General features: G+C 60.1%; 28 protein-coding genes. 13 read left to right on the forward strand and 15 right to left on the reverse strand.

Annotation, left to right across the window (positions count from 1 at the left end; genetic code table 11):
• The first annotated feature begins 91 nt into the window (after positions 1 to 91).
• The 6 genes from ftsE (at position 92) to LC059_RS08680 (ending at position 5,444) form a co-directional block, all read left to right on the forward strand.
• Positions 92 to 775: a cell division ATP-binding protein FtsE gene (gene ftsE / locus LC059_RS08655; protein WP_226703449.1), complete on the forward strand. Its 684-nt coding sequence runs from the start codon at positions 92 to 94 to the stop codon at positions 773 to 775.
• Entirely contained in the window at positions 759 to 1,772 is a 1,014-nt protein-coding gene (ftsX, locus tag LC059_RS08660) for a permease-like cell division protein FtsX (RefSeq protein ID WP_226703450.1), read from the forward strand. Before ftsE ends, ftsX begins: the two co-directional genes overlap by 17 nt.
• A 314-nt stretch (positions 1,773 to 2,086) precedes the next feature.
• Positions 2,087 to 2,941 (forward strand): RNA polymerase sigma factor RpoH, encoded by an 855-nt coding sequence (gene rpoH / locus LC059_RS08665; protein ID WP_226703451.1) that lies wholly within the window; start codon positions 2,087 to 2,089, stop codon positions 2,939 to 2,941.
• A gap of 254 nt (positions 2,942 to 3,195) precedes the next feature.
• Entirely contained in the window at positions 3,196 to 3,573 is a 378-nt protein-coding gene (locus LC059_RS08670; RefSeq protein ID WP_226703452.1) for a DUF423 domain-containing protein, read from the forward strand.
• Between the two features lie 221 nt (positions 3,574 to 3,794).
• Entirely contained in the window at positions 3,795 to 4,532 is a 738-nt protein-coding gene (trmB, locus tag LC059_RS08675) for a tRNA (guanosine(46)-N7)-methyltransferase TrmB (RefSeq protein WP_226703453.1), read from the forward strand.
• Positions 4,533 to 4,619: 87 nt separating this feature from the next.
• Positions 4,620 to 5,444 (forward strand): outer membrane beta-barrel protein, encoded by an 825-nt coding sequence (locus tag LC059_RS08680; protein WP_226703454.1) that lies wholly within the window; start codon positions 4,620 to 4,622, stop codon positions 5,442 to 5,444.
• Positions 5,445 to 5,462: 18 nt separating this feature from the next.
• Here LC059_RS08680 and LC059_RS08685 read toward each other — a convergent pair whose 3' ends face one another.
• Positions 5,463 to 7,379: an ABC-F family ATP-binding cassette domain-containing protein gene (locus LC059_RS08685; RefSeq protein WP_226703455.1), complete on the reverse strand. Its 1,917-nt coding sequence runs from the start codon at positions 7,377 to 7,379 to the stop codon at positions 5,463 to 5,465.
• A 98-nt stretch (positions 7,380 to 7,477) separates the two neighbouring features.
• Here LC059_RS08685 and LC059_RS08690 point away from each other — a divergent pair, with 98 nt between their 5' ends.
• The gene (locus LC059_RS08690) at positions 7,478 to 8,020 is read left to right on the forward strand and encodes a TIGR02444 family protein (RefSeq protein ID WP_226703456.1); all 543 of its coding nucleotides are present in this window, start codon (positions 7,478 to 7,480) and stop codon (positions 8,018 to 8,020) included.
• Positions 8,021 to 8,042: 22 nt separating this feature from the next.
• On the opposite strand, the gene LC059_RS08695 is transcribed toward LC059_RS08690, so the two are convergent.
• Complete coding sequence (locus LC059_RS08695) at positions 8,043 to 9,041, reverse strand: histidine kinase (protein ID WP_226703457.1); 999 nt, start codon at positions 9,039 to 9,041, stop codon at positions 8,043 to 8,045.
• A 495-nt stretch (positions 9,042 to 9,536) separates the two neighbouring features.
• Between LC059_RS08695 and LC059_RS08700 the strand changes: the two genes are divergently transcribed.
• Positions 9,537 to 10,325: an FKBP-type peptidyl-prolyl cis-trans isomerase gene (locus LC059_RS08700; RefSeq protein WP_226703458.1), complete on the forward strand. Its 789-nt coding sequence runs from the start codon at positions 9,537 to 9,539 to the stop codon at positions 10,323 to 10,325.
• 77 nt (positions 10,326 to 10,402) lie between these two features.
• On the opposite strand, the gene rsd is transcribed toward LC059_RS08700, so the two are convergent.
• From rsd to LC059_RS08760, 12 genes are all read right to left on the reverse strand, one after another.
• A complete protein-coding gene (gene rsd, locus LC059_RS08705) occupies positions 10,403 to 10,870 on the reverse strand; it encodes a sigma D regulator (protein ID WP_226703459.1) in 468 nt (155 codons plus the stop codon).
• A 127-nt stretch (positions 10,871 to 10,997) separates the two neighbouring features.
• The gene (locus LC059_RS08710; RefSeq protein WP_226703460.1) at positions 10,998 to 11,744 is read right to left on the reverse strand and encodes an LrgB family protein; all 747 of its coding nucleotides are present in this window, start codon (positions 11,742 to 11,744) and stop codon (positions 10,998 to 11,000) included.
• Positions 11,734 to 12,132 (reverse strand): CidA/LrgA family protein, encoded by a 399-nt coding sequence (locus tag LC059_RS08715; protein WP_226704109.1) that lies wholly within the window; start codon positions 12,130 to 12,132, stop codon positions 11,734 to 11,736. Before LC059_RS08715 ends, LC059_RS08710 begins: the two co-directional genes overlap by 11 nt.
• 13 nt (positions 12,133 to 12,145) lie before the next feature.
• A complete protein-coding gene (locus tag LC059_RS08720; RefSeq protein ID WP_226703461.1) occupies positions 12,146 to 12,646 on the reverse strand; it encodes a disulfide bond formation protein B in 501 nt (166 codons plus the stop codon).
• A 4-nt stretch (positions 12,647 to 12,650) separates the two neighbouring features.
• Positions 12,651 to 13,259, reverse strand: coding sequence for an ACP phosphodiesterase (locus LC059_RS08725; protein ID WP_226703462.1), 609 nt, complete (start codon positions 13,257 to 13,259; stop codon positions 12,651 to 12,653).
• 188 nt (positions 13,260 to 13,447) lie between these two features.
• Positions 13,448 to 15,055 (reverse strand): glutamate--cysteine ligase, encoded by a 1,608-nt coding sequence (gshA, locus tag LC059_RS08730; RefSeq protein ID WP_226703463.1) that lies wholly within the window; start codon positions 15,053 to 15,055, stop codon positions 13,448 to 13,450.
• Between the two features lie 137 nt (positions 15,056 to 15,192).
• Positions 15,193 to 15,681 (reverse strand): hypothetical protein, encoded by a 489-nt coding sequence (locus LC059_RS08735; protein WP_226703464.1) that lies wholly within the window; start codon positions 15,679 to 15,681, stop codon positions 15,193 to 15,195.
• A gap of 136 nt (positions 15,682 to 15,817) precedes the next feature.
• Positions 15,818 to 17,071, reverse strand: a complete 1,254-nt coding sequence (locus tag LC059_RS08740; protein ID WP_226703465.1) for a malic enzyme-like NAD(P)-binding protein — start codon at positions 17,069 to 17,071, stop codon at positions 15,818 to 15,820.
• Positions 17,072 to 17,238: 167 nt separating this feature from the next.
• Positions 17,239 to 18,087 (reverse strand): thermonuclease family protein, encoded by an 849-nt coding sequence (locus LC059_RS08745; protein WP_226703466.1) that lies wholly within the window; start codon positions 18,085 to 18,087, stop codon positions 17,239 to 17,241.
• A gap of 23 nt (positions 18,088 to 18,110) precedes the next feature.
• Positions 18,111 to 18,323 (reverse strand): 50S ribosomal protein L31, encoded by a 213-nt coding sequence (rpmE, locus tag LC059_RS08750; RefSeq protein ID WP_226703467.1) that lies wholly within the window; start codon positions 18,321 to 18,323, stop codon positions 18,111 to 18,113.
• Positions 18,324 to 18,501: 178 nt separating this feature from the next.
• Complete coding sequence (locus LC059_RS08755) at positions 18,502 to 18,807, reverse strand: winged helix-turn-helix domain-containing protein (RefSeq protein WP_226703468.1); 306 nt, start codon at positions 18,805 to 18,807, stop codon at positions 18,502 to 18,504.
• Complete coding sequence (locus LC059_RS08760; RefSeq protein ID WP_226703469.1) at positions 18,804 to 19,379, reverse strand: hypothetical protein; 576 nt, start codon at positions 19,377 to 19,379, stop codon at positions 18,804 to 18,806. The genes LC059_RS08755 and LC059_RS08760 overlap by 4 nt, the downstream gene beginning before the upstream one ends.
• Positions 19,380 to 19,667: 288 nt before the next feature.
• On the opposite strand from LC059_RS08760, the gene LC059_RS08765 reads away from it, so the two are divergent.
• Together LC059_RS08765 and LC059_RS08770 are read left to right on the forward strand one after the other, a co-directional pair.
• A complete protein-coding gene (locus tag LC059_RS08765) occupies positions 19,668 to 21,938 on the forward strand; it encodes a primosomal protein N' (RefSeq protein ID WP_226703470.1) in 2,271 nt (756 codons plus the stop codon).
• A 65-nt stretch (positions 21,939 to 22,003) separates the two neighbouring features.
• Positions 22,004 to 22,570: an SPOR domain-containing protein gene (locus LC059_RS08770; protein WP_226703471.1), complete on the forward strand. Its 567-nt coding sequence runs from the start codon at positions 22,004 to 22,006 to the stop codon at positions 22,568 to 22,570.
• A 6-nt stretch (positions 22,571 to 22,576) separates the two neighbouring features.
• Here the strand turns inward: LC059_RS08770 and LC059_RS08775 are convergent, their stop codons facing one another.
• A complete protein-coding gene (locus LC059_RS08775) occupies positions 22,577 to 22,810 on the reverse strand; it encodes a DUF2798 domain-containing protein (protein WP_226703472.1) in 234 nt (77 codons plus the stop codon).
• Between the two features lie 119 nt (positions 22,811 to 22,929).
• On the opposite strand from LC059_RS08775, the gene hslV reads away from it, so the two are divergent.
• The 3 genes from hslV (at position 22,930) to LC059_RS08790 (ending at position 25,447) form a co-directional block, all read left to right on the forward strand.
• Positions 22,930 to 23,469, forward strand: coding sequence for an ATP-dependent protease subunit HslV (gene hslV, locus LC059_RS08780; RefSeq protein WP_226703473.1), 540 nt, complete (start codon positions 22,930 to 22,932; stop codon positions 23,467 to 23,469).
• Positions 23,470 to 23,685: 216 nt separating this feature from the next.
• The gene (hslU, locus tag LC059_RS08785) at positions 23,686 to 24,999 is read left to right on the forward strand and encodes an ATP-dependent protease ATPase subunit HslU (protein WP_226703474.1); all 1,314 of its coding nucleotides are present in this window, start codon (positions 23,686 to 23,688) and stop codon (positions 24,997 to 24,999) included.
• Between the two features lie 70 nt (positions 25,000 to 25,069).
• Positions 25,070 to 25,447, forward strand: a complete 378-nt coding sequence (locus tag LC059_RS08790) for a gamma-butyrobetaine hydroxylase-like domain-containing protein (protein ID WP_226703475.1) — start codon at positions 25,070 to 25,072, stop codon at positions 25,445 to 25,447.
• Positions 25,448 to 25,494: the final 47 nt, after the last annotated feature.

Here is a 25,494-nt window from a genome sequence, read left to right on the forward strand (position 1 = left end):
GTCTCACAAACCTATACCCGGTAGCGGCGCCGCCTCGGGACCTGAAGGTGCCGTCCCGCTCTCGAAAACTAAAAACAACAAAAACGCGCTCATGATCCAGTTTGATAACGTCAATAAACGCTACGAATCCGGCCAGGATGCGCTGGGGCGTGTCAGTCTGGAAATCGACCGTGCGGAGATGGTGTTTCTCACCGGCCACTCCGGCGCCGGCAAAAGTACCCTGCTGAAACTCCTCACCGCCATCGAGCGCCCTACCCGCGGCAGCATCATTGTCGGCGGGCAGAACCTGAATCGGCTGCGCAACGGCCAGATCCCCTACTATCGCCGCAATCTCGGCATCGTGTTCCAGAACCACCAGCTGCTGTTTGATCGCAGTGTGTTTGAAAACGTGGCCCTACCCCTATCCGTGTCTGGCTGCAGCAAGCGCGAGGTGGGCCGGCGGGTGCGCGCGGCGTTGGACAAGGTGGGCCTGCTGCACAAAGAAAAGCAGAACCCGATCGTGCTCTCCGGTGGTGAGCAGCAGCGGGTCGGCATTGCGCGGGCGGTGGTAAACAAGCCCGCGCTGCTGGTGGCGGATGAGCCGACCGGCAACCTGGACCCGAAGCTGTCGGAAGAGATCATGGGGCTGTTCCGGCAGTTCAATGCGGTGGGCACGACCGTGTTGATTGCCAGCCACGACCTCGAGCTGATTGCGCGGATGCGCCAGCGGGTGCTGACCCTGCAGCAGGGCCAATTGATCTACGACGGATACCCGAGCCGTGAACCAGCGTACTAAACCCTCACCCGCCAGAACCGCTTCCCCCGCCCCCGAACGCACCCGCTCAGCCGGTGCGGTGACCGCGCGAACTGGTGTGGGTGACCGCTTCAGCAGCTGGCTGGATCACCACCGCGAGATGTGGAAGGAATCCTGGGTGCGGTTTTTTGCCTCGCCCATGTCCAGCAGCATGACCGCGCTGGTGATTGCGATTGCGCTGGCGCTGCCGGCGGCACTGCAGTTGGGGCTTACTAACTTTCAGAAGGCGGTGGCCGGCTGGGATGGGCAGCCGCAGATCTCGGTGTTTCTGCACAAGCGCGCCAAGGAGAGTGCAGTAACCTCCTTCGCCGACGATCTGCGCGGTGATCCACTGGTGGCGGAGGTGACGTACATTTCCCCCGAGCAGGCATTGGCGGAATTCCAGCAGTCATCCGGACTTGGTGATGCACTGCTGGGGATGGACAGCAATCCGCTGCCAGCAGTATTGCTGGTGCGCCCGCGGAGTTCCGAAAGCACTTCGCTGGAGGCCCTGGCCACGCAGTTGCGCGAGAGCGCGCTGACGGACTCGGTTGTGCTGGATATGGCCTGGGTACAGCGCCTGGCGAACCTGACGGCGCTTGGGCGCCGCATGAGCCTTGGGCTGGCGTTTCTGCTGGCGCTGGGGGTGCTTTTGGTTGTGGTGAACAGCATCCGCCTGCATATCGAGAACCGCCGGGACGAGATTCTGGTGGTGAAGCTGGTGGGGGCGACGGATGCGTTTGTGCGCCGGCCGTTCCTGTACACCGGACTGGTATACGGACTGGTGGGTGGGCTGGTTGCCTGGCTGCTGGTGAGTATCGGGGTCTGGATGCTGGCGGGGCCGGTGAGCGGCCTGGCGAATCTCTACGGCAGTGGCTTCCGCCTCGACGGGCCCGGGTTTACCTATCTGGTGGGGCTGGCGGGCGGCGCCGCCCTGCTCGGCCTGACCGGCGCCTGGCTGGCGGTGGCGCGGCATATTTCGGCGATTCAGCCACGCTGACTATCCGGTCAGTCAAGATTCGTAAAGCCCCCTCCGCCGGGTGGAACTTCCCCTGTGGATAACTGCTCTAATCCAGCGAAAATCAAGGCCTGGCGCGGTTTGCCGGCCGCTCGCTGACGGGGTTCCATTTCCCGTTGCGAGTGCTACACTGTGGCCGACTTTGCGCTCCCGGTGCCGCTTAAAAACCGAACAGCTTAGGGCTGTTTGGTCCAGGGCTGAGAGTCGCAAGCCGCCGCAAACTACTGGTCCCGGTAAGAAATAGTCCGGGCAGCAAGTGCCAAGCGGGGCAACAAGAGTTACGAGGAGAATCCTGAATGGGAACCAGTCTACAGCCGATCCATACACTGTCGCCGGGCGCCAACCTGAACGCCTATATTCAGACAGTCAGCGGCTTTGAGGTACTGTCCGCCGAGGAAGAAAAGAAGCTCGCGGAAGATCTCTACTATCACGAAAATCTTGAGGCGGCCCGTCAGCTGGTCATGTCTCACCTGCGCTTTGTAGTGCATATCGCCAAATCCTACTCCGGTTACGGTCTGAACCAGGGCGACCTGATTCAGGAAGGTAACGTGGGCCTGATGAAGGCGGTGAAGCGTTTCAACCCTGAGAAGGGTGTGCGTCTGGTGTCCTTTGCGGTGCACTGGATCAAGGCGGAAATCCACGAGTTCATCCTGCGCAACTGGCGCATCGTCAAGATTGCGACCACCAAGGCGCAGCGCAAGCTGTTCTTCAACCTGCGTGGCCAGAAGAAGAAGCTGGCGTGGCTGACCAACGATGAAGCCAAGCGCGTGGCTGCTGAGCTGAACGTGGATGTGCAGCATGTTCACGACATGGAAGGCCGCCTGGCGGCTCACGATGCGGCTTTTGATGCCGGCGTGGATGACGATGAAGATTCCGCGTGGCAAGCGCCGGCTCACTACCTGGAAGATCGCCGTTACGATCCGGCCACCATGCTGGAGAATGATAACTGGCAGGAAACCAGCGTAAACAACCTGACTGCCGCGATGGAGCAGCTGGACGACCGCAGCCGCGATATTATCGAAGCGCGCTGGTTGAGCGAGTCCAAATCGACGCTGCACGAACTGGCCGACAAATACGGTGTTTCCGCTGAGCGTATCCGCCAGCTTGAAAAGAACGCCATGAAAAAAGTCCGGGTGGCGATGGAGGCCTGATAAGCCTTATCACTGACCGGATTCAAGAACCGCGCTATTGGCGCGGTTTTTTCGTATCTGGTTCGGGGGTTTTGCTTTGAAGCCGGTCCGGTGGCGGGGGATCACTGGGTGCGGGTTTTCAGAACCACTGTGAACCCATCCCTGGGCGTTGCGGCGGCGACGTCCTGTCGCCGACGCTTCTGAAAACCCGCACCCAGTGCTCCCCCTTCGCATTGAACTGAATTGCTTCGTAAGCCAGAACGAAAGGAATAAAGATGGCTAAATTGTATTTACTGCTCGCCGCTTTTTTTGGCGGCACCGGCGTCATGCTCGGTGCATTTGGTGCCCACGGCTTGCGCAACAAGGTCGCAGAAAACCTGTTAGAAGCCTATAAAACCGGTGTGCACTATCAGATGATCCACGCCCTGGCTCTGATTGCCGTGGCTGTGCTGATTCACCAGGTTGGCGCAAAAACTTCGCTGATCGTCGCTGGTGCCCTGTTTGCGGTTGGGATCCTGTTTTTTTCCGGCAGCCTCTACGGCCTGACCTTCGGCGGCCCCAGAATTCTCGGCCCCATCACCCCGCTGGGTGGCACCCTGCTTATTGGCGGTTGGATAGCGCTGTTTATCGCCGCACTAAATTATTCAAAGTAACTGTCCACGTTAAGTGGTAAGAACACAGAAACATGAATTGAAGGCCTAGTGCCGGGTATGGGGTTTCAGAAGCGTCGGCGACAGGGACGTCGCCGACGCAGCGTACAGGGATGTATTGAAGGGGGGCGCCTAGCCCGGTTCTGAAACCCCATCCCCGGTGCTGGGCCGCCCCACCACCAGCTACGGAGCACCCAAAAAGCTACGAAGCTCAGAGGTAAAAGATGCAAGAAGAACCCAACAACGAACAAGGTAATGAGGAAGAAGACTTCCCCTACCGCACCGAATTCAAAAAGAAATCTATCCGCAGCTATGTGATTCGCGGCGGGCGGATGACCGAGGGGCAGCGCAAGGCGTTTGATACCTACTGGGGGCCGTTTGGCCTGTCCCTGTATGACGGCCTCATCGATCCGAAAGAGGTTTTTGGCCGCGAAGCACCGGTGGTGCTGGAAATTGGATTCGGCATGGGCGACTCCCTGCTGGAGATGAGCGAAGCCGAAACCGACAAAGACTTTATCGGTATCGAAGTCCACCCGCCCGGCGTCGGTCGTCTGATCAACAACGCCGGCAAAGCCGAAGTGAAAAACCTGCGCGTCTATATGGCCGATGCCATCGACGTGCTGAACGACTGCATCCCCGATGCCAGCCTGGACCGCTTCCAGCTGTATTTCCCCGATCCCTGGCACAAGAAAAAGCACAACAAGCGCCGCATCGTGCAACCAGAGTTTGTAAAACTCCTGTGCACAAAATTAAAGCCAGGCGGTCTGATGCATATGGCCACCGACTGGGAGAACTACGCCGAGCAGATGCTCGAAGTTCTCGAGGCGGAAGAGCAGTTGGAAAATACCGCCGGCCAGGGCAGTTATGCCCCCCGCCCGGAATTCCGCCCGCAGACCAAATTCGAGCGCCGCGGTGAGCGCCTCGGGCATGGCGTCTGGGACCTCTTGTACAAGAAAAAATAGTCACTGGGCGCAGCGGGCTCTGCATAATTGCGCCACCCCCGCTGTGCTATCTTCTGTCTACCGGTAAATGGATGCTCCGGAGCAACAATGACAACAAGCCCCACCCTCGCTCGCCAACGTCTTTGCGCGCTACTCCTCAGCAGTGGCCTGTTGGTGCTCAGTGGCCATACGTATGCCGACGCCGAAGGCACCCTCAACCTTTACCTGAATGGCGGCCGATACTGGTTTGATGAGGAGCGCCTCTCAGGCACACCCTATTTTCTCGATGAGCTGGAAGATAGCAGTGGTGGCGGTATCGGTTTTGGTTACAACGTTACCGACCGCTGGGCGATTGAGGGTGTATACGACTACTTCAGTGTCAACCTGAAAGACTCCCCCAATAACGTCGAAGTACAAAACTACCACCTGGACCTGATGTACCAGTTCGCTGGCCAATTCTGTGGCAACTATGTCTGGCAGCCGTATGTTGTCGTCGGCGCCGGTGAACTGCGGATAGATGAAGACTCGTTCGAGTATCCCGACAACTGGAATGAACGCCAGACCATGGTCAACTTTGGTGCCGGCATCAAATACCAGTTCTTGCCGCGTTGGCAGATGCGCGGCGACCTGCGTGGCTTTCAGGGCGTCGAGGAAGGCGGTTTAGACGGTTTCCTGAGCTTTGCCATCGGCTACCAGTGGCAGGATGAGGTAACGCCGCGGGACTGGGATGGTGATGGTGTCTATAGCAATATTGACCAGTGCCCACAAACACCACCGGGTATCGATGTGGACGCGCGCGGCTGCCCCATCGACAGCGATGGTGACGGCGTGCCGGACTATCTCGACATGTGCCCGGGGACGCCCATGGGTATGGCAGTGAACGATGATGGCTGCCCCCGCGAACCCTACGACCCGGGTGACTTTTCCAAATAATGCAGGGCTAGCGGCGCATCAGGCGCCGCGGGCCTCTTCCAGCTGCTCGGAGATTTCCAGCCACTCCATTTCCAGCTCTTCCAGTGACTCCTTTGCTTCCCCCTGCGCTTTGGTCAGTCGGGTGATCTCATCCTGCTGGCCACCGCTATAAAGACTTTCATCCGCCAGCTTTTCCTCCAGGGACTGCACCTCTTTCTCCAGCTTCGCCATCTTCTGCTCGATGCTTTTGAGCTTGTTGGTGAGCGGCTTCAACTGTTCGCGCAGCGCGGCTGCGGCGCGGCGCTGGGCTTTTTTGTCTTCGATAGGCTTGTCTGTGGTTTGCGCGGAGCCGGAGTCACTGTCCTGGCGGCGCTTTTCATCGCGCTTGAACGACAGCAGCCACTGTTTGTAATCGTCCAGGTCGCCGTCATAGGGCTCGGCGCGACCGTCGGCCACCAGAATGAACTCGTCGGTGGTGTTGGCCAGCAGGTGGCGGTCGTGGGATACCAGTAGCATGGCGCCGGGGAACTCTGCCAGCGCCAGGGTGAGCGCGTGGCGCATCTCCAGGTCGAGGTGGTTGGTGGGTTCGTCCAGCAGCAGCAGGTTGGGTTTCTGCCAGGCCAGCAACGCCAGCGCTACCCGCGCTTTTTCGCCGCCGGAAAAACCGCCCACTGGTTCAAACACCCGGTCGCCAACGAAGCCATAGCCACCGAGAAAGTCCCGCAGCTGCTGTTCACTGGCATCGGGAGATAGTCGCTGTACATGCAGTAGCGGCGATGCCTTGGCATCGAGTGCCTCCAGCTGGTGCTGGGCAAAATAGCCGATCTTCAGGTGCTCACCGCACTGGCGCACGCCGGACAGCAGCGGCAGGTCGCCGGCGAGGGTTTTGATCAGCGACGATTTGCCGGCACCGTTGGGGCCCAGCAGGCCGATGCGGCGACCGGGCTGAATACCCAGCTCCACCTTCGGCAGAATGGTTTTGCCGGGGTAGCCGATCTCCGCCTCGCGCAGGTCGATCAGCGGGTTGGACACCTTGTCGGCACAAGGCAGGCGAAAGCGAAACGGTGAGTCCACATGGGCCGGCGCGATCTCCGCCATGCGGTCCAGAGCTTTCAGGCGGCTTTGTGCCTGCTTTGCCTTGGTGGCCTTTGCACGAAACCGGCGCACAAAGTCTTCCATGTGCGCGCGCTGCGCCTGCTGCTTCTCGTACTGGACCTGCTGCTGTGCCAAACGCTCGGCGCGGGCACGTTCAAATGCCGTGTAGTTGCCACTGTAGAGCACCATATCCTGCTGTTCGAAACTGACGATGCCGTCGACCACCGCGTCGAGAAAGTCCCTGTCGTGAGAAATGATCAGCAAAGTACCGGGAAAGCGCTGCAACCACTGCTCCAGCCAAAGGGTGGCGTCCAGGTCCAGGTGGTTGGTGGGCTCGTCCAGCAACAACAGATCGGCCGGGCACATCAGGGCGCGGGCGAGGTTGAGGCGGATACGCCAGCCACCGGAAAAGCTTTTCACCGGGCGCTGTTGGTCGGCGTGGGAGAAGCCGAGTCCGTCCAACAGTTGCGCTGCTCGCGCGGGTCCGCTGTAACCGTCGATGGCGGCCATGCGTTCGTGCAGCTCTGCGATTCGCTTGCCGTCACTGCCGTCGGCTTCGGCAGCATCCAGTGCCTGTTGCAGGTCGCGCAAGCGGTGGTCGCCATCCAGTGCATAGTCCAGAGCGCTCTGGTCCGTGGCGGAGACTTCCTGGGCCATATGCGCCACTTCCCAGCCGGATGGTATGTCGATACTGCCGGCATCGCTGTCCTGCTGTTTCAGCAGCATTTTGAACAGGGTGGACTTGCCGCAGCCATTGGCGCCGATCACACCTACCTTGTGGCCGGGGAAGATTCGGCAGCTGGCGTTGTTGAGCAGATCGCGCCCGCCCACCTGCAGCGATACGCCTTGCAGATTAATCAATGGAGACCTCTTAATACTTGACCGATATTGCTCGCCAGCGGCGGGGTATACAGCAGCCTGCTAAGCTATCGGCTATAACAAACCGCCGGGATTCTAACGTGACAGAAACCGCACCTCCATCACCGCCGCACTCTCCGTCAGACACGCCGCCCGAGTCGCCGCTGCAGAACCCCCTGTGGACCTTCAGCCTGGACTTCTATCGCCAGCCTCAGGTCGCCGAATTCCTGCTCCAGTGTCAGGACACCCGCGGTGCGGATGTGTGTCTGCTGCTGTGGGCGAGTTATACCAGTGCCTGCGGTCGGCAGCTGAGTGAGGAGAGCTGGCGGGTGGCGGATCGTGGACTGGCGCCCCGCCGTCGCATGATCAACAGCGTGCGCCACCTGCGCCGACTGCTCGGGCGGATAAAGAAAAACACCGGACTTTATGAGTGGTGCAAACGCTGCGAGTTGCGCATGGAGCAGCGGCAACTGGCGGCTCTGTGGAAACTGGACAGTGAGACCTGGCCGGAGACCCGCTCACCGCTGGAACTCGCGGGGCAGCAATACGGACTTCTACAAAAAGAACAGGCCCGCTGGGCGGGCCTGATCGATGCCTACAGTACAGGAACCGGCACTACCGATAGTGGCGCCGCCGTTACCTGATGTCTGGCTGTAGCACGAGCACTCAGTGCTTGTGTTTGTGCTCTTCCGGACCGTAGTGGGGGTTTTCTTCAGTAGAAAACAGGCTATTGGCCGGAGTACTAGGGGTGATGGATGGTGTCACCGGTGTTACAGCGGCCGGGCTGGATTCGGGTACCAGCGGTTTTGGCTCTGAAGTCTTGCCCATGATCGGCTCTGCAGCGGCTTTGTCTGCGGCAGGTGCCGCCGGTGCACTGGGCTTCGCCTGAGGCGCGGGCTTGCTGCCGTTTGTCGGTGCCGGTTTTGCCGCTGTGGCTTTCTTGGGAGCGGCCTTCTTGGGAGCGGCCTTTTTATTAGCCGCAGTCTTCTTGCTTGTGGTTTTTACCGCAGCTGCACCGGACTTGGCGCTGGTCGCTTTTTTCGTGGCAGTCTTCTTCGCAGGTGCTTTTTTCGCAGAGGCTTTCTTCGTCGCTGGCTTCGCGGCTGCCTTTTTCGCAGTTGCGGTGCTCGCCGCGGCCTTGTTAGCGGGGGATTTCTTGCTTACGGCCTTCTTGGCAGTGGCTTTCTTCGCTGTGGCTTTTTTGGCGGCCGGTTTTTTGCTGGAAGCCTTTTTCTGTTTTTTGCCGGCGGCGGCCTGCACTTTTTTCGCCGCGGCTGCACCGGCCTTCTTGATGGTATCCGCGGTCTTTTCAGCCAGTTTACTGGTGGCCGCTGCAGCTTTGGAGTCGCTCAGTGACTTGGCAGCATCCTTGGCGACTTTTTCTACCTTTGTAACGGCAGCCTTGGCCGCATCGACCTTTTTCTTGGCCGAGGTCTTGGCGGCTGGGGTTTTTGCCTTGCCGGCAGCGGTACGTGCGGTGGCCAGCTTGGCTTTGGCTTTCTTCACCTGGGCCTGTGCTTTCTCCGCTTCCTTGCTGGCTTTTTTCAGGGCTTTTTCGGCATCGGCCGCTTCCTTGGCCCGAGCCTTGTCGAGTTGGGTGGTGATCTTGGCAATCTGTTTTTCGAGATCGGCAATGGATACAGCAGCTTTGCGTTTGGCGGCCATGAGTTGAGATCCTGCGTTTGAAACGGTTTTGGGTATCGATTGTGAGTATAGGTCCGAACAGCGCCCTGAAAGGCCTCCCTTTTTAATGCAGCATCACCTCTCTGCAGGAGTAAATAAATATCAGGGTAGAACGCTGATAATAGCGCTGTTATTTAGTAAGTGCATCCCTGTGCGCGCTTCGATTCAATGCTTTTTTACAGGGTGTTTCTGCGGTTGGCCGCAGCTAACCGCTGTTGAGGATTTTCTACCTTGCGAAGCGCGGGCGACGGAGGTCAGAAAAATTACTGCAAAATGAAACCTCTTGCATTGTGCGTAGTCTGAGCCAGCGATGTGCAGGGTCAACCTGCATGGGGTAGACTTGCCTGTCGCTGGCCGAACCCGCAGTACTGTGATCTGTCGCACAAAGTGCGCGGGCATTCGGGTGTACAACAGCAGAGAAGGGTGGAACCCCGCTCGTACGAATAAATGCTTCACGGAAATAAAGAGACGATTCTCATGAACAAAACTTCTTTGGCCGCTGCGGTTGCACTGGGTATTGCACTGGCTGGCTGTAACAAACAGGAGTCTGCCGGCTCCGCCGATATCAAGCTCGAGTCCCAGGAGCAGAAGGTCAGCTATATCATCGCCGAAGATATGGCCAATCGCCTCAAGAGCCAGGAAGTGGCTCTGGATCCGAACATTGTGGCTATGGCGTTAAACGATGTGGCGAGCGGCCGCGAGTCCCGCCTGAGCGAAGAAGAAAAGCAGGAAGTGATCAAGGTTTTCCAGGAGAGCATGCAGGCCAAGCAGAAAGAACTGATGGCGAAGCAGGAAGCTGAGTTCAAGGCATCCGCCGACAAGAACCTGGAAGAAGGCAAAAAATTCCTGGAAGAGAATGCCAAGAAAGAAGGTGTTCAGACCACCGATTCGGGCCTCCAGTATAAAGTGATCACTGCAGGTACCGGTGCCAGCCCGACCGAAACCAGCGTGGTTGAAGTGGACTACAAAGGCACCCTGATTGACGGGACCGAATTCGACAGCTCATACAAAAACGGCAAGCCGGTTCAGTTCCCGGTGAACGGCGTGATCAAGGGTTGGACCGAAGCGCTGCAACTGATGAAGGAAGGTGCCAAATGGGAACTGTATATCCCCTCTGACCTGGCCTATGGCCCGGGCGGCGCTGGTGGCCTGATTGGCCCTAACGCCACACTGATCTTCGAGGTGGAGCTGCACAAGGCCGACGCCAGCAATAGCGACGGTGCTGCGGAAGAAGAGGCCGCGGAAGAGGCTCCGGAGACCGAATAAGGTTTCCGAATCTGCAGAAAAAAGCAGAAGAAAAGAAAGGGGCCAATTGGCCCCTTTTTTTGCGCGTTTAAGAGACGTCAGGCCAGCTGATTTTTGTGTGCGGTGTGCAGGGTGTCGATCATGAGGTCTTCCGCGGCAAAGCGGGTTTCCAGGGCAACGCCGAGTTCAGATAGATCTTTGGTAAGGGTGCTGAGGTCGTCGGTCTCAAGGTATTTGTCGTTGAAGTCCACGGCAACATCGGTGGTGGCGTCGATTTCACGATAGAGAGATTTGGCCTGCAGCAGGCCCTCGGTATCGCCGAATGCCTGACCTTCCTGAATGAGCTGGTCGTAAACTTCGAAGTGCCCGGCAGACACATAGTCCACCAGTTGCTGGCACAGGATGCGCACATTGGTCTCAGCTTCCTTGTCGCCATCGGCGAAGGATTTCTTCTCCGAAAGCTGGCAAAAGCTGACCAGTAGCGACTGACGGGAATGCAGCCAGCGATCGATAATCTGGCTCACGCCGCCCCAGCGCTCCTGCGCATTTTTACAGTTTTCCAACATCTCCAAGTTTCCTTTTGTGACTTCTACACCTGCTCTTAGGAATGTAGAAGCTTCTGCCGCCGCGGGCAAGGACGACACCACAATAAGCGCCAGAAAGAGAAGTATGTCCACCGGTGACGGATTGGCTTTATGGAGTCACGAATGCTGGCAGGACGAGCGCGGTCAGCGCGCCGCAAAGACCCATCGCCAAGGCTGAAAAAGCACCGCACAGGGCGCTGATCTCCAGCGCGCGCACGGTGCCGATAGCGTGGGCGTTAACGCCCATGGAGAAACCCACGACCCGCTCGTCGGTAATGTTCATCCGGCGCAGCAGCCCCGGCCCGAAAACGGCACCGACAATCCCGGTGAACGCGACCACGCCGGCTGCAAGGCTCTGGATGCCGTGCATCTCCTGCGCCAGCGCTAGCGCCACCGGTGTGGTCACAGACTTTGTGGTCAGCGCAATCAGCACGGTTTTGCTGCCGCCCAGGAGCAGCGCGATTACCACCGCCACCAGAGGCGCAAGCACTGCGCCCACCAATAGCCCCAACATCAGCGGCCAGCCGACTTTGCGCACCACGCTCAGGTTCTGTTTGAGCGGAATGGCGAGGGCGACTACCGCGGGGCCCAGCAGCAGGTACAGCAGACCACTGCCGCGCTGATACGCGGCGAAATCCACACCCATGAACACCAGCCAGGCAAACACCAGCAGGCTGCCGCCCACCACCGGATGCAGTATTGGACTGCCGATACGGCGATAAATCTTGAGGCCGATCCAGAAGCCGAGAATATTCAGGGGCAGGATGACCAGCGGGTGTGCACCAGTAAGCGGTTGCGCAAAATCGCCGATAACCCGCTGGAGCTGATCGAGCCAGCGCTGCCATTCAATCCACATGGGAGTCCCTGTTCCGCTTGGTGCCAGCGCGCTGGATAAGATGGTTCAGCAGCAGTGCGGTAAGGGTAAAGCTGATCAGGGTGCCGATCACCATGGCGGCGAGCAGTGCAACCCAGTCGCCGCTGGAGAGATCGCGCAGGAAGTAGATGCCCACGGTGGCGGGCAGGAAGATAAGAACCAGCAGGCGCAGTATCTGCTCGGCAACTTCCGCCAGTCCGCGGGGTACGCGCCCGTAGAGCATCAGCGCCAGCAACAGGAGCAGCATGCCGACAACCGGCCCCGGTACCGGAAGTGCGAGGGCCGCTACCAGGGTGCGACCGGCCAGGTCGAAAGCGAGCAGCAGGCCGGCCCCCAGCAGCCAGCGAGGGAGATTGCGCAGTAACGCCATCGGCAAGGTCGAATCAGTTTTTGCGGAACGCCTGCCACACGCCGAACAAGATCAGCCCCACAAAGCCCACCGCGGCCCAGCCGGCAATGGACAGGCCGAGCATGGTCCACTGCACTTCCGCGCAATTGCCGTCGCCGGTAAGCAGCGTTTTGATGACCTCGGACATGGGGAAGGCATCCACCATATAACTGATACCCGGGCCACAGGCGGGGACCTGGTCTGCCGGCAGGCTTTGCAGCCACAGCTGGCGGCCGGAGAAGTAAAGGCCACCGATCGCGAACAGGGAAACCAGCAGGCCGTAGATGCGGCGGCCGATCTGGGTTGCCCCCTGCGGGTTGTGCAGGAAGGCAATCAGGGATATGAGACCGACACCGAGGAACATGACTCGCTGGGTGATACACAGGGGGCAGGGTTCCAGCCCCATGATGTATTCCATGTAGAAGGCGACACCGAGCACAAAGATGACGGCGAGAAACATCAGCAGGAAGGTGGTGCGGGGTGTCGGCAGTGTCATAACGTTATTGTCCGGATGGTTTCCGTGGACCTGTCTCCAGGCGGAACTGTTCGGCCTGATGGGTGAGGTCGCTAAATAGTTGTTGAAAGTCGTGTTCCAGTGCGGCCTGGTCGGCGAGCAGCAATGGCAGCATATCTGCCAGGGGCTGCGGGCGCCGCAGGCGCAGGCCCACCCGTTCGAGGGTGCGCTGGATGATGGCTACGTCGCGGTAGCCGGGCAGCAGTTTAAATTGCTCGGCCCTGTGAATAAATGCCCGGGCGTTTTCGGGGATCCACTGCTGTCGCTTTCGGAAGTTTGACCAGCATCGGTCGGTAAAGGTTTCGAGGGACTGTGAGTGCCAGTTTTGCCAGTCGTTGGCGAGCAGATGGTCGAACCAGATATCGAGGGCGATGCCGCCGAGACGGCGCCATTGGGGGCCCAGCCGCGTGAGTGCGTTGAGATAGGCAGGGTGCTGATCGCTCAGCAGGTCGATACGCCGGTGCAGGCGGATACCGTCTTCGATGGCCTGCGGACGCTCGCCTTTCATGGGCCCTTTGACGAAGTCACCGAGCAGCCCGCCCAGTTGCCAGTCCGGGTCGGGGCCTGAGAGCAGCAGATGGGCAAGGTAGTTCATTGCGAGTCTTGTTGATTGGGTTCTAAATTGGCTTTATTGGCGGCGCCGCTGCCGGGTACAGCCTTGCGAGACACGCCGTGGACCCATCCATGGGGGCTCTTCCGCGAGGTCCCTCTCGCGGAAGGTCTCGCAAGGCTGCCCCCGCCATCGGCACCTTCGCCCGGAACTCAATTGGTCACCCGGCTGTTTCAGAGCCCTCTCTGACAAAACACATATTGTGCGTAGTACTTGCCGAGAAAGTCTTCAAAGCTGCCGGTATCGGCCTCTTCCACTTGTTTCTGCTTTTCCAGCGACTCTGTCGCCAGGCGTTCAAACTCGGCCTGATCTTCCTCGCTGAGCGGGCGCTCAAGAAAATACTGCCGGTGTTGCTCGGCCTTGGACTGAGCCCATTGGAAGAAGGTCTGCTTGTGTTCGTGCATTTCCGCCAGCATCTGCGCGGCGGGGGTGGGCACTTTGCCGTGGATCTTGTCGCGCTGGGCGGTGACGGCGCGCTGGTAGTCGTGGCTGTCCCAGGCGCTGTCGAGTAGCTCGGCCATGGGGGCGATCTGATCGAGGAGTTCCTCGGCCCAGTTCGTGAGCTTGCGCTCGTCGCCGTTGTGAATCAGCTGTACTTCCGGGTCGCGCCCCTGGTAGACGATGCGCGCCTGGTTCTCCTGAACCGCACGGTAGTCGGCTTCATCGGTCATGGGGCTGTCACTCAACAGGCAGTGCAGCAGGAAGGCGTCGAGGAAGCGCATCTGCGGAGCTTCGATACCCAGCGGTACAAACGGGTTGAGGTCGAGGCAGCGCACTTCGATGTATTCGACTCCGCGGGCGTCGAGGGCGGAGAGTGCGGTTTCGCCCATACCCGCCGGATTTTTTGGGCGGATCGGTGAGTAGAACTCGTTTTCAATCTGCAGCAGGCCAGTAGACAGTTGCTGGTAGTCACCCTTGTCGTCCTTCACGCCCAGCTGGTGGTATTCCGGGTAGGGCTTGCTGATGGCGGCGCACAGGGTGGACAGATAACTCTGCAGGTCGTTGTAGCAGACGATCAGGGATTTCTGTGCGTCGCTGGTGTAGCCCAGATCGCCCATGCGCAGTGAGGTGGCCTGCGGACTGTAGAGGCTGCGGCCGTCGCCATCGAAGGGCTGGAGCTTGTGCTCGCGATCCTGCACGAAGGTGCCGCACACGGCGGGAGCGGCGCCGAACAGGTAGATCAGCAGCCAGTAGTGGCGGCGGAAATTGCGGATCAGGTCAAAGTAGCGGCGGGTTTTGAAATCCTGCAGGGATTCTTTGTTGCCCGCTTCGCTGCTGGCGCCCTCTTTTTCCTGCAGCCACTGCCAGAAGGTGTCTGGCAAAGAAAAGTTGTAGTGGATGCCGGCAATCGTCTGCATGGCACGGCCGTAGCGCAGGCCCAGGCCGAGGCGGTAGATGGTCTTCATGGTGCCGCTGTGGGAGCTGCCATAACGGGCCACGGGGATGTCTTCGTCGCGGCCGATACGGCCCGGCATGCTGTTTACCCACAGGCGCTCGTCGCCGATCTTGCTGTAGGTGTAGCGGTGGATATGGTCGAGCTGCTCCAGCGCCTGCTCAGGCGTAGCCACAGGTGGCGTGATGAATTCCAGCAGTGCTTCGGCAAAGTCGGTGGTGATGTACTCGTGCGTGAGTGCGGAGCCAAGGCCCTTGGGGTGGTCGGTCTGGGCCAACTCCCCTTGCGGGGAAACCCGCAGGCCTTCCTTTTCAATGCCGCGGCGAATGCCCTTTAGTAGGGCTAAAGCTTCCGGCTGGGCCAGCTCGGCCAGATTGAACGTCGACAAGGGGATCTCCTGTGGGCAGCCGGTAGGCTGATTGGCCGGGTGCGCCACGGGGGCGCTGCGCAATGTCCGTCTAAAGACGATCCGGCCTAAATGGGGGCGCGTGTCTGCAACTCAAGTGGTCAAAGTGACCGCGCGGGTTACGCTTGCCCGATTGTGGACTCCGGGGGCTGGTCCGGCTGGATTTCAGGGGCGGTACCGGGGAACTGCTCCGGGTTTACCTCTGGCTGCGAATCCGGCGCAACCTCTGGGGCGGGTGCGGGCTCCACTTCCGGGTTGTACTCCGGCGGCGTCTCGCTCGGATCCGGTTGCGGTAGTTCTTCCGGGTCGCCGGCACTCAGTGCTTCTTCCGCGGGTGCCGCCTCATCGGGCGCAAGTAATGGCTCGTCGCTGAGGGCGTCGGCGGGAATCTGGGGGTGTTTTTTAGTGTCGAGTGGGCATTCGAGAAGTTCGATGCGCAGGCTCACATTGCGAGTGTTGGCCTCGAACATCTGGTTGATGGCGACATCTTTGTGCTCGGTGCGGAACAGCTTGGTGCTCTCGCGGCCGTCAATCCACTCGTTGCTTTTGCTTAAAAACTGCTGGTGCTGGTTGGTCAGCACATAGACGTGACTCATGCGTGGGGACATCTTTGCTCAGACATGAGACGCAGTTTAGCGGTGGTGGGGGGGAGGCTCAAGGATTGGGGCGGTCGAGCTGCTTGAGCCCGACCTGTAGGAGCCTGCTAGGCAGGCTCCTACAGGGGGAAAGTGAGAGGGTGAGCGGTTAAAGGGTCTTCAACGGATAGTGCGCCGGATATGGCAGGCGCGCCGCCCCGCTATCCACCGCAGCGCGCGCAACGGCGGCCGCTACTTCCGGCAGCAGGCGCGGGTCGGTGGGTTTGGGCAGGATGTAGTCAGAGCCAAAGCTCAGCTCCACACCGCCGTAACCGGCGCGCACTTGTTCGGGTACCGGCTCGTGGGCGATCTTGCGGATGGCCTCGATGGCGGCGAGCTTCATATCTTCGTTGATGCGGGTAGCGCGCACATCTAGAGCGCCGCGGAAGATAAACGGGAAGCACACCACATTATTGACCTGGTTCGGGTAGTCCGAGCGGCCGGTAGCCATGATCAGGTCGTCGCGGGTGGCGTGGGCCAGCTCCGGGGCAATCTCCGGATTGGGGTTGGAGCAGGCGAATACCACGGGCTTGGGTGCCATGTGCGCCAGCTGCTCGGCGGTCAGCAGATCCGGGCCGGATACACCGAGGAAAACGTCGGCGCCTTCAATGGCGTCGTCCAGGGTGCGCATTTCGGTATCGCGGGCCCACTCGCCCTTATAAGCATTGATGTCGCTGCGGCCGGCGTGGATCACACCGCGACTGTCGAGCATGGTGATCTGCTCTTTGCGGGCGCCGGCGGCCAGCAGCAATTTGCAGCAGGCGGTGGCGGCGGCGCCGGCGCCAAGGCAGACGATGCGTGCATCTGCAATCTTCTTACCCTGAATCTCCAGCGCGTTGAGCATACCCGCCACGGTGACGATCGCGGTGCCGTGCTGGTCGTCGTGAAATACCGGTACCGAGCAGCGCTGGATCAGGGCTTCCTCGATGTGGAAGCACTCGGGCGCCTTGATATCTTCCAGGTTGATGCCGCCGAAGGTGTCGGCAATGGCCGCAACGGTTTCGATAAAGCGCTCGGGGCTGGGGCAATCCACCTCGATATCCACCGAGTTGATGTCGGCAAAACGCTTGAACAGCAGGGACTTGCCCTCCATCACCGGCTTGGAGGCCAGCGGGCCCAGATTGCCGAGGCCGAGGATGGCACTGCCGTTGGAGATGACCGCCACCAGGTTGCCCTTGCCGGTATACAGGTATGCGGCTTCCGGATCCTTGGCGATTTCGCGCACGGGTTCCGCCACGCCCGGGCTATAAGCCAGGGAAAGATCTTCCTGGGTGTGTGCGGGTGTTGTGAGTTCCACCGATAGTTTGCCCGGTGTCGGCAAGGCGTGGTAATCGAGCGCGGCCTGGCGCAGATTGTCGGTCATCAGGATGTCATCTCTTGGAATTGGAGTGCGGCCAGCGCACTCTCGCTGGCGGCAGGGTTACAGCGGATTTTCTGATTTTATTGTGGGGTGTTGTGCCACCCTATCCGGGGCGCGAAGGATAACCGAGACGACTGGAAGTTCACAAGCTCAAAAACTGAGCTGCTGGGTTAATTCCTACTAATATCGATGGTAAATTCGGAATCAGATGCAATAAACCATCTTTTATGTTGCTTATTTCGGGATGAATATTTCTCTCCCCTGTCTACTAGCCAGCCTTTCACCACTATTTTGCGCCCTTGCCAGTTGCGCCCGTTTCGGTGGCCATAATCCCGCTCTGGATCCAGTCGCACGGCCACGGGGCCATCCAGTTCCAGCCACAAGTAGCGGTTGCGGTCAGTCTTTTTAACCGTGCCCGTGAGCACCACAAAGCCACCGTCGCCGGGGCGTACCCGATCTGCCGCGAGCGTCGGCCAAACACCGGGTGCCCAGACGCCGCGATGGTGTTCACGGGCCTGGTCTTCGCGGCTGGCGAGGCATTCAGCGAGGGCGAAATTGGGCGCGATGGCAATATGGAAGGCGAGGCCGGCTGAGAGCAGTGCCGACTCGAGGCTGTCGCCGCGATGATTGTAGACGTGGGCGAGCACACGGCCGTGGTCGTCGTGACGATCCCGGTCGTATACCAGCTCCAGGTCGCCACCGGCCAGGAAGCGCTCGGTAAACTCCTTTGCTTCCTCCGCCAGGGGTTGGGCGGGGTGCTTGCCGTGTGCCAGTTCCGGCGTGTTGACGCCGATGAGGCGTACCCGGCGGCCGTCTTTCAGGCGCAGGGTATCGCCGTCCACCACTTTTTTTAGCGCTACCAGCTCGTCCGCCGGCCCCAGTACGCAATCGGCGCGGGCGTGGATGGGAAGAAAGGCACTGATTAGCGATAGGCAGGCACAAAAAAAGACGCCGAGGGAAACCCTGGGCGTCTTTCTGGTAAGTCGTGAGCTGATCGCTGCCGGAATCACAAAAGTCATTCCGGTGTGCGGCTCGGTCGTACTTACTTGGTGATACGGCTGCCGAAACGCTTCTTGAAGCGGTCTACGCGGCCGCCAGTGCTCGCCTGCTTCTGCTTGCCGGTGTAGAACGGGTGACAGTTGGAGCATACGTCCAGCTGCATGTCCTTGCCGAGGGTGGAACCCATTTTGAAGGTGTTGCCACAGGAGCAAGTTGCGGTGATTTCGCTGTAGTTCGGATGGATATCGGTCTTCATGATGGCCTCTACTCGATACCGCCACCCAGTCATCTGCTGAGCACGGGATCGTCATTGGTGCAGGGGAGGATTCCCCGGGCTGCTTAAAAAGTCGGCGCATACTATCAGATTAGTCCGCCGATTCAAGCGCAATTGCAGTGCAGGTGGCGGTGAAGTACCGCCCTCGCTCAATTGGCGCTCAGCCCCCGCCGGCGCTGGCGTCGATAAGCGCCTGCAATGCGGCCATATGCCCCTCCAGGGCCGCGCGCCCCTCATTGGTGAGCTGGTACCAGGTAGTCGGCTTGCGCTCCACGAAATCCCTGCGCGACTGGATATAGTTGCGGTCTTCCAGCTTGCGCAGCTGCGCGCCCAGATTGCCGTCCGTGGCCTGCAGCTGCGCTTTAAGGCGGGCAAAGGTCACCTCTCCGTGCTTTGCCAGCAGCACACTGGCGCCCAGGCGGATGCGGTGTTCCAGCAGCGGGTCCAGGGATGCCAGTGCCTTCATTGGGCTCCACCTGCCGTGATAGCGGCGCGGCGACTGAAACCGGCCCAGCACAGGGCGATCCCTACGGTGATGCCGGTGATGGTCCAGATATAGGGCGGCATCAGTACAACCAGTACGCCGTAGGCCAGTAGCATTAGCATGCCGCACCAGAGCAGCGGTCGCTCCAGGTGCACCCCGGCGAGGCCGTAGGCGATGCCGGTCACCAGTAGAAAGTTCGCGCCGCCCATTTCCGGGGGCACGCGCCCCAGCGTCAGTGGTAGAAAGCACAGCAGAAAGGCCGCGCCAGCCAGGCACCAGTGCAGCCCGTAGCGCTGCCCCAGCTGCGTATTGTTGACCCCACCGCGCCGGCTCTGGCGTGCGCCCAGCCACCAGCTGAACAGGCCACCGCCGATACCGGCGAATAACCAGTAGATCCCCGCCAGCTGCGGCGCAAAATCCGGCAGGCTGAAACCCACGGCGATCAGCAGTGCCCATAAAAAGTAGAGCGCGGGTATACCGCCGGCGGTGGCGTCGGCACGTACCGCGCTACTGATATAGTCCAGGTCACTTTGCAGTTTATTGACGTCGGTCATGATCACGATTCCCTGTTGATTCTGAATATGTGCGGACTCTAAATCTTAGAGTTAGTTGTAGAGTACTCTAAAAAATAGAGTTGGCAATGGAATGGCGGCATCTTGCGTGACTTTTCGCGCCGCCAATCGCGCTTCACCCTAGATTGTGCGCGGCTGCTGTAACCGCGGATCACAGCCGGTAAACTAGCGCGCTTTCGCGCGGTGCTGGTCATTGAGCCGGTAAAGGGACGGGTGCAGCGTGAAGAATCAGATCCAGATAAGGCAAGAAGAGTTACAGGTGGAGGCAGTTTGACGGGAGCGGCGGTACGTTCAAGCCGGGAGCCAGGCCAGGAATCAGGCCCGGAATTTGCGCAGCAAGGTGGTCAGCAGGTAATTCTGCGCCTGGCCGTACCCGTTCCTTTGCGCCGCCTGTTTGATTACCTGCCGCCGGAAGGCTTGAGCGCCGATGACCTGCGCCCGGGGCAGCGCTTCTGGGTGCCCTTTGGCAACCGCAGCCTGGTGGCGGTACTGGTGGACCTGGTGGCGGAATCCCCGCTGGCAGAGCTCAAGCCGGCGCTGGAGCGCATCGACAGCCAGCCGATCTTCGACCAGCGCAGCCGCGGGTTCCTGCAGTGGGCGGCGGATTACTACCAGGCGCCAATTGGCGAACTTTATGCCGCGGCGCTGCCGGTTGCCCTGCGCAAGGGCAAGCCTGCCGACCACTGGGCGGAACAGTGGCTGGAAATCACCACCGAGGGCAAGGGCCTGCCGGAGACTGCGCTTGCGCGCGCCAAAAAACAGCAGGAGCTCCTGCAACTGCTGTTGCGCAGCGGCCGCCAGAGCCGCACTGCGCTGAATGCCCGCGGCCTTAACAGCGCCGTGTGCAAGGCGCTGGTCGAGCGCGGTGTGGCGCGCTGGGTATCCGGTCCCACCGCGCCGCCACCGCTGGAAGTGGTGGAGCCCCGCCCTGCCCCCGAATTGAATGACGAGCAGCGCCAGGTGATCGATGCGGTGCCGACCAAAGGATTCAGCGCTTCGTTACTGGAGGGCACCACTGGCAGCGGCAAGACCGAAGTTTACCTGCGCCTGATGGAGCGCGCCCTGCGCGAAGGTAACCAGGCGTTGCTGCTGGTGCCGGAGATCGGCCTCACGCCGCAGACCCTGCGGAGGATTGCCGCGCGCTTCCCGGATTTTCGCATTGCCGCCCTGCACTCGGGTCTCGCCGATGGCGAGCGCGCCCGCGCCTGGCTCTCCGCTGCCAGCGGTGTGGCGGATATCGTCATCGGCACCCGCTCCGCGATCTTTACCCCGCTGCCGCGCCTCGGGGTGATTCTGATCGACGAGGAGCACGATGGCTCCTTCAAACAGCAGGACGGCGTGCGCTACTCCGCGCGCGACTTGTCGGTTGTGCTGGCGAAAAGTGCTGGTGTACCGGTGCTGCTTGGCTCCGCCACGCCGTCGCTGGAGAGTCTGCACAACGCACTTACCGGTCGCTACCAGCACCTGCGCCTGCGCCACCGCGCCGGCAATGCTCGCCCGCCGGAAATCAGTGTGGTGCCGACGCTGCACCAGCAATTGCAGGAGGGTTTTACACCGCAGGTGCTACGGCACATCGGTGAAACCCTTAATCGGGGCGAGCAGGCGCTGGTGTTTATCAACCGCCGCGGCTATTCCCCGGCGCTGACCTGCGAAGACTGTGGCTGGCTTGCCGATTGCCCCCACTGTTCCGCCAAGCTCACCCTGCACCGGCGCCAGCGTCACCTGCGCTGCCACCATTGCGACTACCGCATGCGCGAGGCGCACAGCTGCCCGCAGTGCCACAGCCGCAACCTAAATGCGCTGGGCGCCGGCACTGAGCGCAGTGAGGACTTCCTTACCCACACCTTCAATCAGTTTCCGGTGGTGCGCGTGGACCGCGACACTACCGCCAGCAAACAGGCCCTGGACAAATTGCTGGAGCCCGCCCGCAACGGTGAGCCCTGTCTGCTACTGGGTACACAGATGCTGGCCAAGGGGCACCACCTGCCCAAGGTAACCCTGGTGGTGATTCAGGACGCCGATGGCGGTTTGTTCAGCGCAGACTTCCGCGCTCCCGAGCGCATGGGCCAATTGTTGGAGCAGGTGGCAGGACGCGCCGGCCGCGGTGACTTGCCCGGACACGTGCTGGTGCAGAGTCGCTACCCCGAGCACCCGCTGCTGCAGCTGCTGTTGAACAAGGGCTACGGCGCCTTCGCCCGCCAGCTGATGGAGGAGCGCAAGATCGCGCAGCTACCGCCACTGCGGGCCATGGCACTGGTGCGTGCCGAATGCGAAGAGCCGCGCTGGGCCGAGGAATTCCTGGCCAATGCGCGGGACTATCTTCAGGCCCTGGCGCCGCCCTCGCCGGAACTGCAGTATCTGGGGCCGGTGCCCGCGCTGCTGGAGCGCAAGTCCGGGCGCTTCCGCTTCTATATACAGATCACCGCGGAAAAGCGCGGCCTGCTGCAACGGATGCTTGCGCAGTTCAGCCAGTGGGCCGAAGGCAATCGCAATCGCCGCATCCGTTGGGCGATCGACATGGACGCGCAGGAACTTTCCTAAACATCCTTTGCAGGGGTTACAATTTCCCGCCCGTAGAATAATCAGTACAGATCGAGAGAAGTCACATGGCCCGCCGCAATACCCGCCGCCAACAGTCCACCGGTAAACCTGCCTGGGTCTGGTTTGTGCTCGGCAATTTTGTCGGCGGTTTCGCGGTATTTGTATTTTTGTTAAATGACCTCAAGGTCGAGCAGGGCAAGATCGCGGCCAAAGCCGAAAAGCCCGCCGCCCGCCAGCCCGCGCCCACCGAGGCAAAGCCACGCTTCGACTTCTACAAGCTGCTGGAAGAAAACGAGGTGAAAGTTCCCGAGCCGAAAAACCAGCAGGTGCGGGTGCGCGAGGGAGAAGAGAAAAGCGGCGAGACCAGCGCGCGGGTCGAGCCCAAGTCCGACCTGGTGTATATCCTCCAGGCCGCCAGCTTCCGTGACAAGGCCGAAGCCGAGCGCCTGCGGGCCCAGCTGATGCTTGCCAACCTCGACGTCAAAGTGGAATCCGCCACCGACAGCCGCGGCACCTGGCACCGGGTCCTCGTCGGCCCCTACACCAACCGTTCCAAGGTCGCCAAAGCCCGCAGTATCCTCGCCGAACACCGGCTGATGCCCCTGGTCCTCAAGCGCCCGGCGCAGGGATAAGCGCCGCTACTCGGTTTCCACCAGCTTGCGCGTAATCCAGTGCGCCAGCGGCGCAATAAAGGAAACCAGCGGAAACGCAATCACCCAGGCCGCCACACCTGCGTGCAGCCAGCGCTCAAAGAACCCCTCTGTCAGCCCCGTATTGATCACCGTGATTACACCGGACATCAGGCTCGACATGAAAAACGACATAAACAGGGCAAAAACCAGGGTGTAATACCGGCGCTTGATACGGGCCACAGGCGTTCTCCACAGAGCCTCAGAAGACGCCGCGCAGTATAAAGCCGCAACGGCCAAGTTGAAATTCAGCCCCATCGACCACACTTAGTGCTCTCGAAATGTAAAACACCGAGGCACACGTGGAACAATATCGCGGCACTACCATCCTCTCCTGCCGCCGAAACGGCAAAGTCGTAATCGGCGGTGACGGGCAAGTCTCCATGGGTAACACCATCATGAAAGGCAACGCCCGCAAAGTGCGCCGCCTGTACAACGACAAAGTCATCGCCGGATTCGCCGGCGGCACCGCTGACGCCTTCACCCTGTTTGAACGCTTCGAAGCCAAACTCCAGGCCCATAACGGCCAGCTCACCCGCGCCGCCGTCGAACTCGCCAAAGACTGGCGTACCGACCGCGCCCTGCGCCGCCTGGAAGCGCTGCTCGCCGTCGCCGACGAAACCGCCAGCTTGATCGTCACCGGTAACGGCGACGTGATCCAGCCGGAAGATGACCTGATTGCCATCGGCTCCGGTGGGCCCTTTGCCCAGTCCGCAGCGCGCGCATTGCTCGACAACACCGAGATGGATGCGCGCAGCATCGTCGAGCAAGGATTGAAGATTGCTGGTGATATCTGTGTGTACACCAACCACAACAACACCATTGAAGAGCTGAGTTACTAACTGTCTCAACATCTAACGAAGTCAATTAACCCGAATTGAAAGCGGGGCGCCGGGTACTGGTTTTTGAAAGCGTCGGCGACAGGGAAGTCGCCGACGCAGCGTACAGGGACGTATTCACAGCGGTTTCAAAAACCAGTACCCGGTGCACCGCTGCCACCGAGCCAGCTTCAACGCATCAGAAGCCGGAGCGAAGCGAAAAGAATCCGAGTAAAGACCATGTCCATGACCCCTAGAGAAATCGTCCACGAACTCGATCGCCACATCGTCGGCCAGAATGACGCCAAGCGCGCTGTTGCCATTGCGCTCCGAAACCGCTGGCGCCGCATGCAGGTCAACGAAGAGCTGCGCGCGGAAATCACCCCGAAAAATATCCTGATGATCGGCCCCACCGGTGTTGGCAAAACCGAAATCGCCCGTCGCCTCGCCAAACTCGCCGGCGCACCGTTTATCAAAGTCGAAGCCACCAAATTCACCGAAGTCGGCTACGTCGGTCGCGACGTCGAATCCATCGTGCGCGACCTCGTCGAAATGGCGATCAAGCTCGAGCGCGAACGCGCCACCGAAGGCGTAAAACAGCGAGCCATGGATGCCGCAGAAGATCGCGTGCTAGACGCCCTACTGCCCCCTGCGCGCAACACCGACCCCAGCGAAAAAGACTCCAGCACCCGCCAGGTATTCCGCAAAAAACTGCGCGAAGGTGAGCTCGACGACAAAGAGATCGAGATAGACGTCTCCGCCAGCCCCATGGGTGTCGAAATCATGGCACCTCCCGGCATGGAAGAAATGACCAACCAGCTGCAGGGCATGTTCTCCAACATGTCCAAGGGCAAAACCCAAAAGCGCAAGCTCACGGTAAAGCAGGCCCTCAAGCAGCTCACCGACGACGAAGCGTCCAAGCTCATCAACGACGAAGAAATCAAAACCAAAGCGATCCGCTCCGCTGAGCAGAACGGGATCGTATTTATTGATGAAATCGACAAGGTCGCCAAGCGTCAGGAAAGCGGCGGTGCCGACGTCTCCCGCGAAGGTGTACAGCGCGACCTGCTGCCGCTGATCGAAGGCTGCACCGTCACCACCAAATACGGCATGATCAAAACAGACCACATTCTGTTCATTGCTTCCGGTGCCTTCCATCTGTCCAAGCCTTCGGACCTGATTCCGGAGCTGCAGGGCCGACTGCCGATTCGGGTGGAACTGAGCTCGCTCACCTCCAAGGATTTCCAGCGCATTCTTACCGAGCCCAGCGCATCGCTCACTGAACAGCAGAAAGCGCTGCTCGGCACCGAGGGTGTAAACCTGGAATTTTCCGCAGACGGTATCCAGCGTATTGCCGAGGTCGCCTTCGAGGTCAACGAGTCCACCGAAAACATCGGCGCGCGCCGTCTGCACACGGTGCTGGAAAGACTACTGGAAGAAATTTCGTTTGCCGGTGGTGATGGCAGTGCCAATATCACCATCGACGCGGCCTATGTGGACAAACACCTGGGTGAATTGAGTAAAGACGAAGACTTGTCGCGCTTTATTTTGTAAACCAGCCACCCCTCTCCCTGTAGGAGCCTGCAAGGCAGGCTCCTACAGGGCAATTGCGCTCGGATCCAAAATGTCCTCACCCAAGAAAATCCGCCTCGACAAAGCCGGTAAAAAGCTCATCCTTCACTACCCGGATGGCGAATTTGAACTCCCCGCTGAATACCTTCGCGTTTACTCCCCCAGTGCCGAAGTGCGCGGTCACGGCGCTAGCGAAGGCATACTGGTCAGTGGAAAAATACACGTGGGTATTGAAAGGGTCGCCGCTGCCGGCCGTTACGCTTTGCAGATCTATTTTGACGATGGTCACGACAGCGGTATTTATACCTGGCAGTACCTGCGCGAACTCTGCGATACCCATCCGCAAAAATGGCGGGACTATCTGCAGCAACTGGAAAATGCTGGTAAAGGACGAGATCCTGACGAAAGTGCGGTGAAGTTCATCGGCTGAACTTAGCGAGGCTTGCACAGTTGACGCGATAGCGTCCCGGATCGCGA

Origin of the sequence: Microbulbifer elongatus (assembly GCF_020524885.1) — a bacterium.
Taxonomy (GTDB): Bacteria; Pseudomonadota; Gammaproteobacteria; order Pseudomonadales; family Cellvibrionaceae; genus Microbulbifer; species Microbulbifer elongatus_A.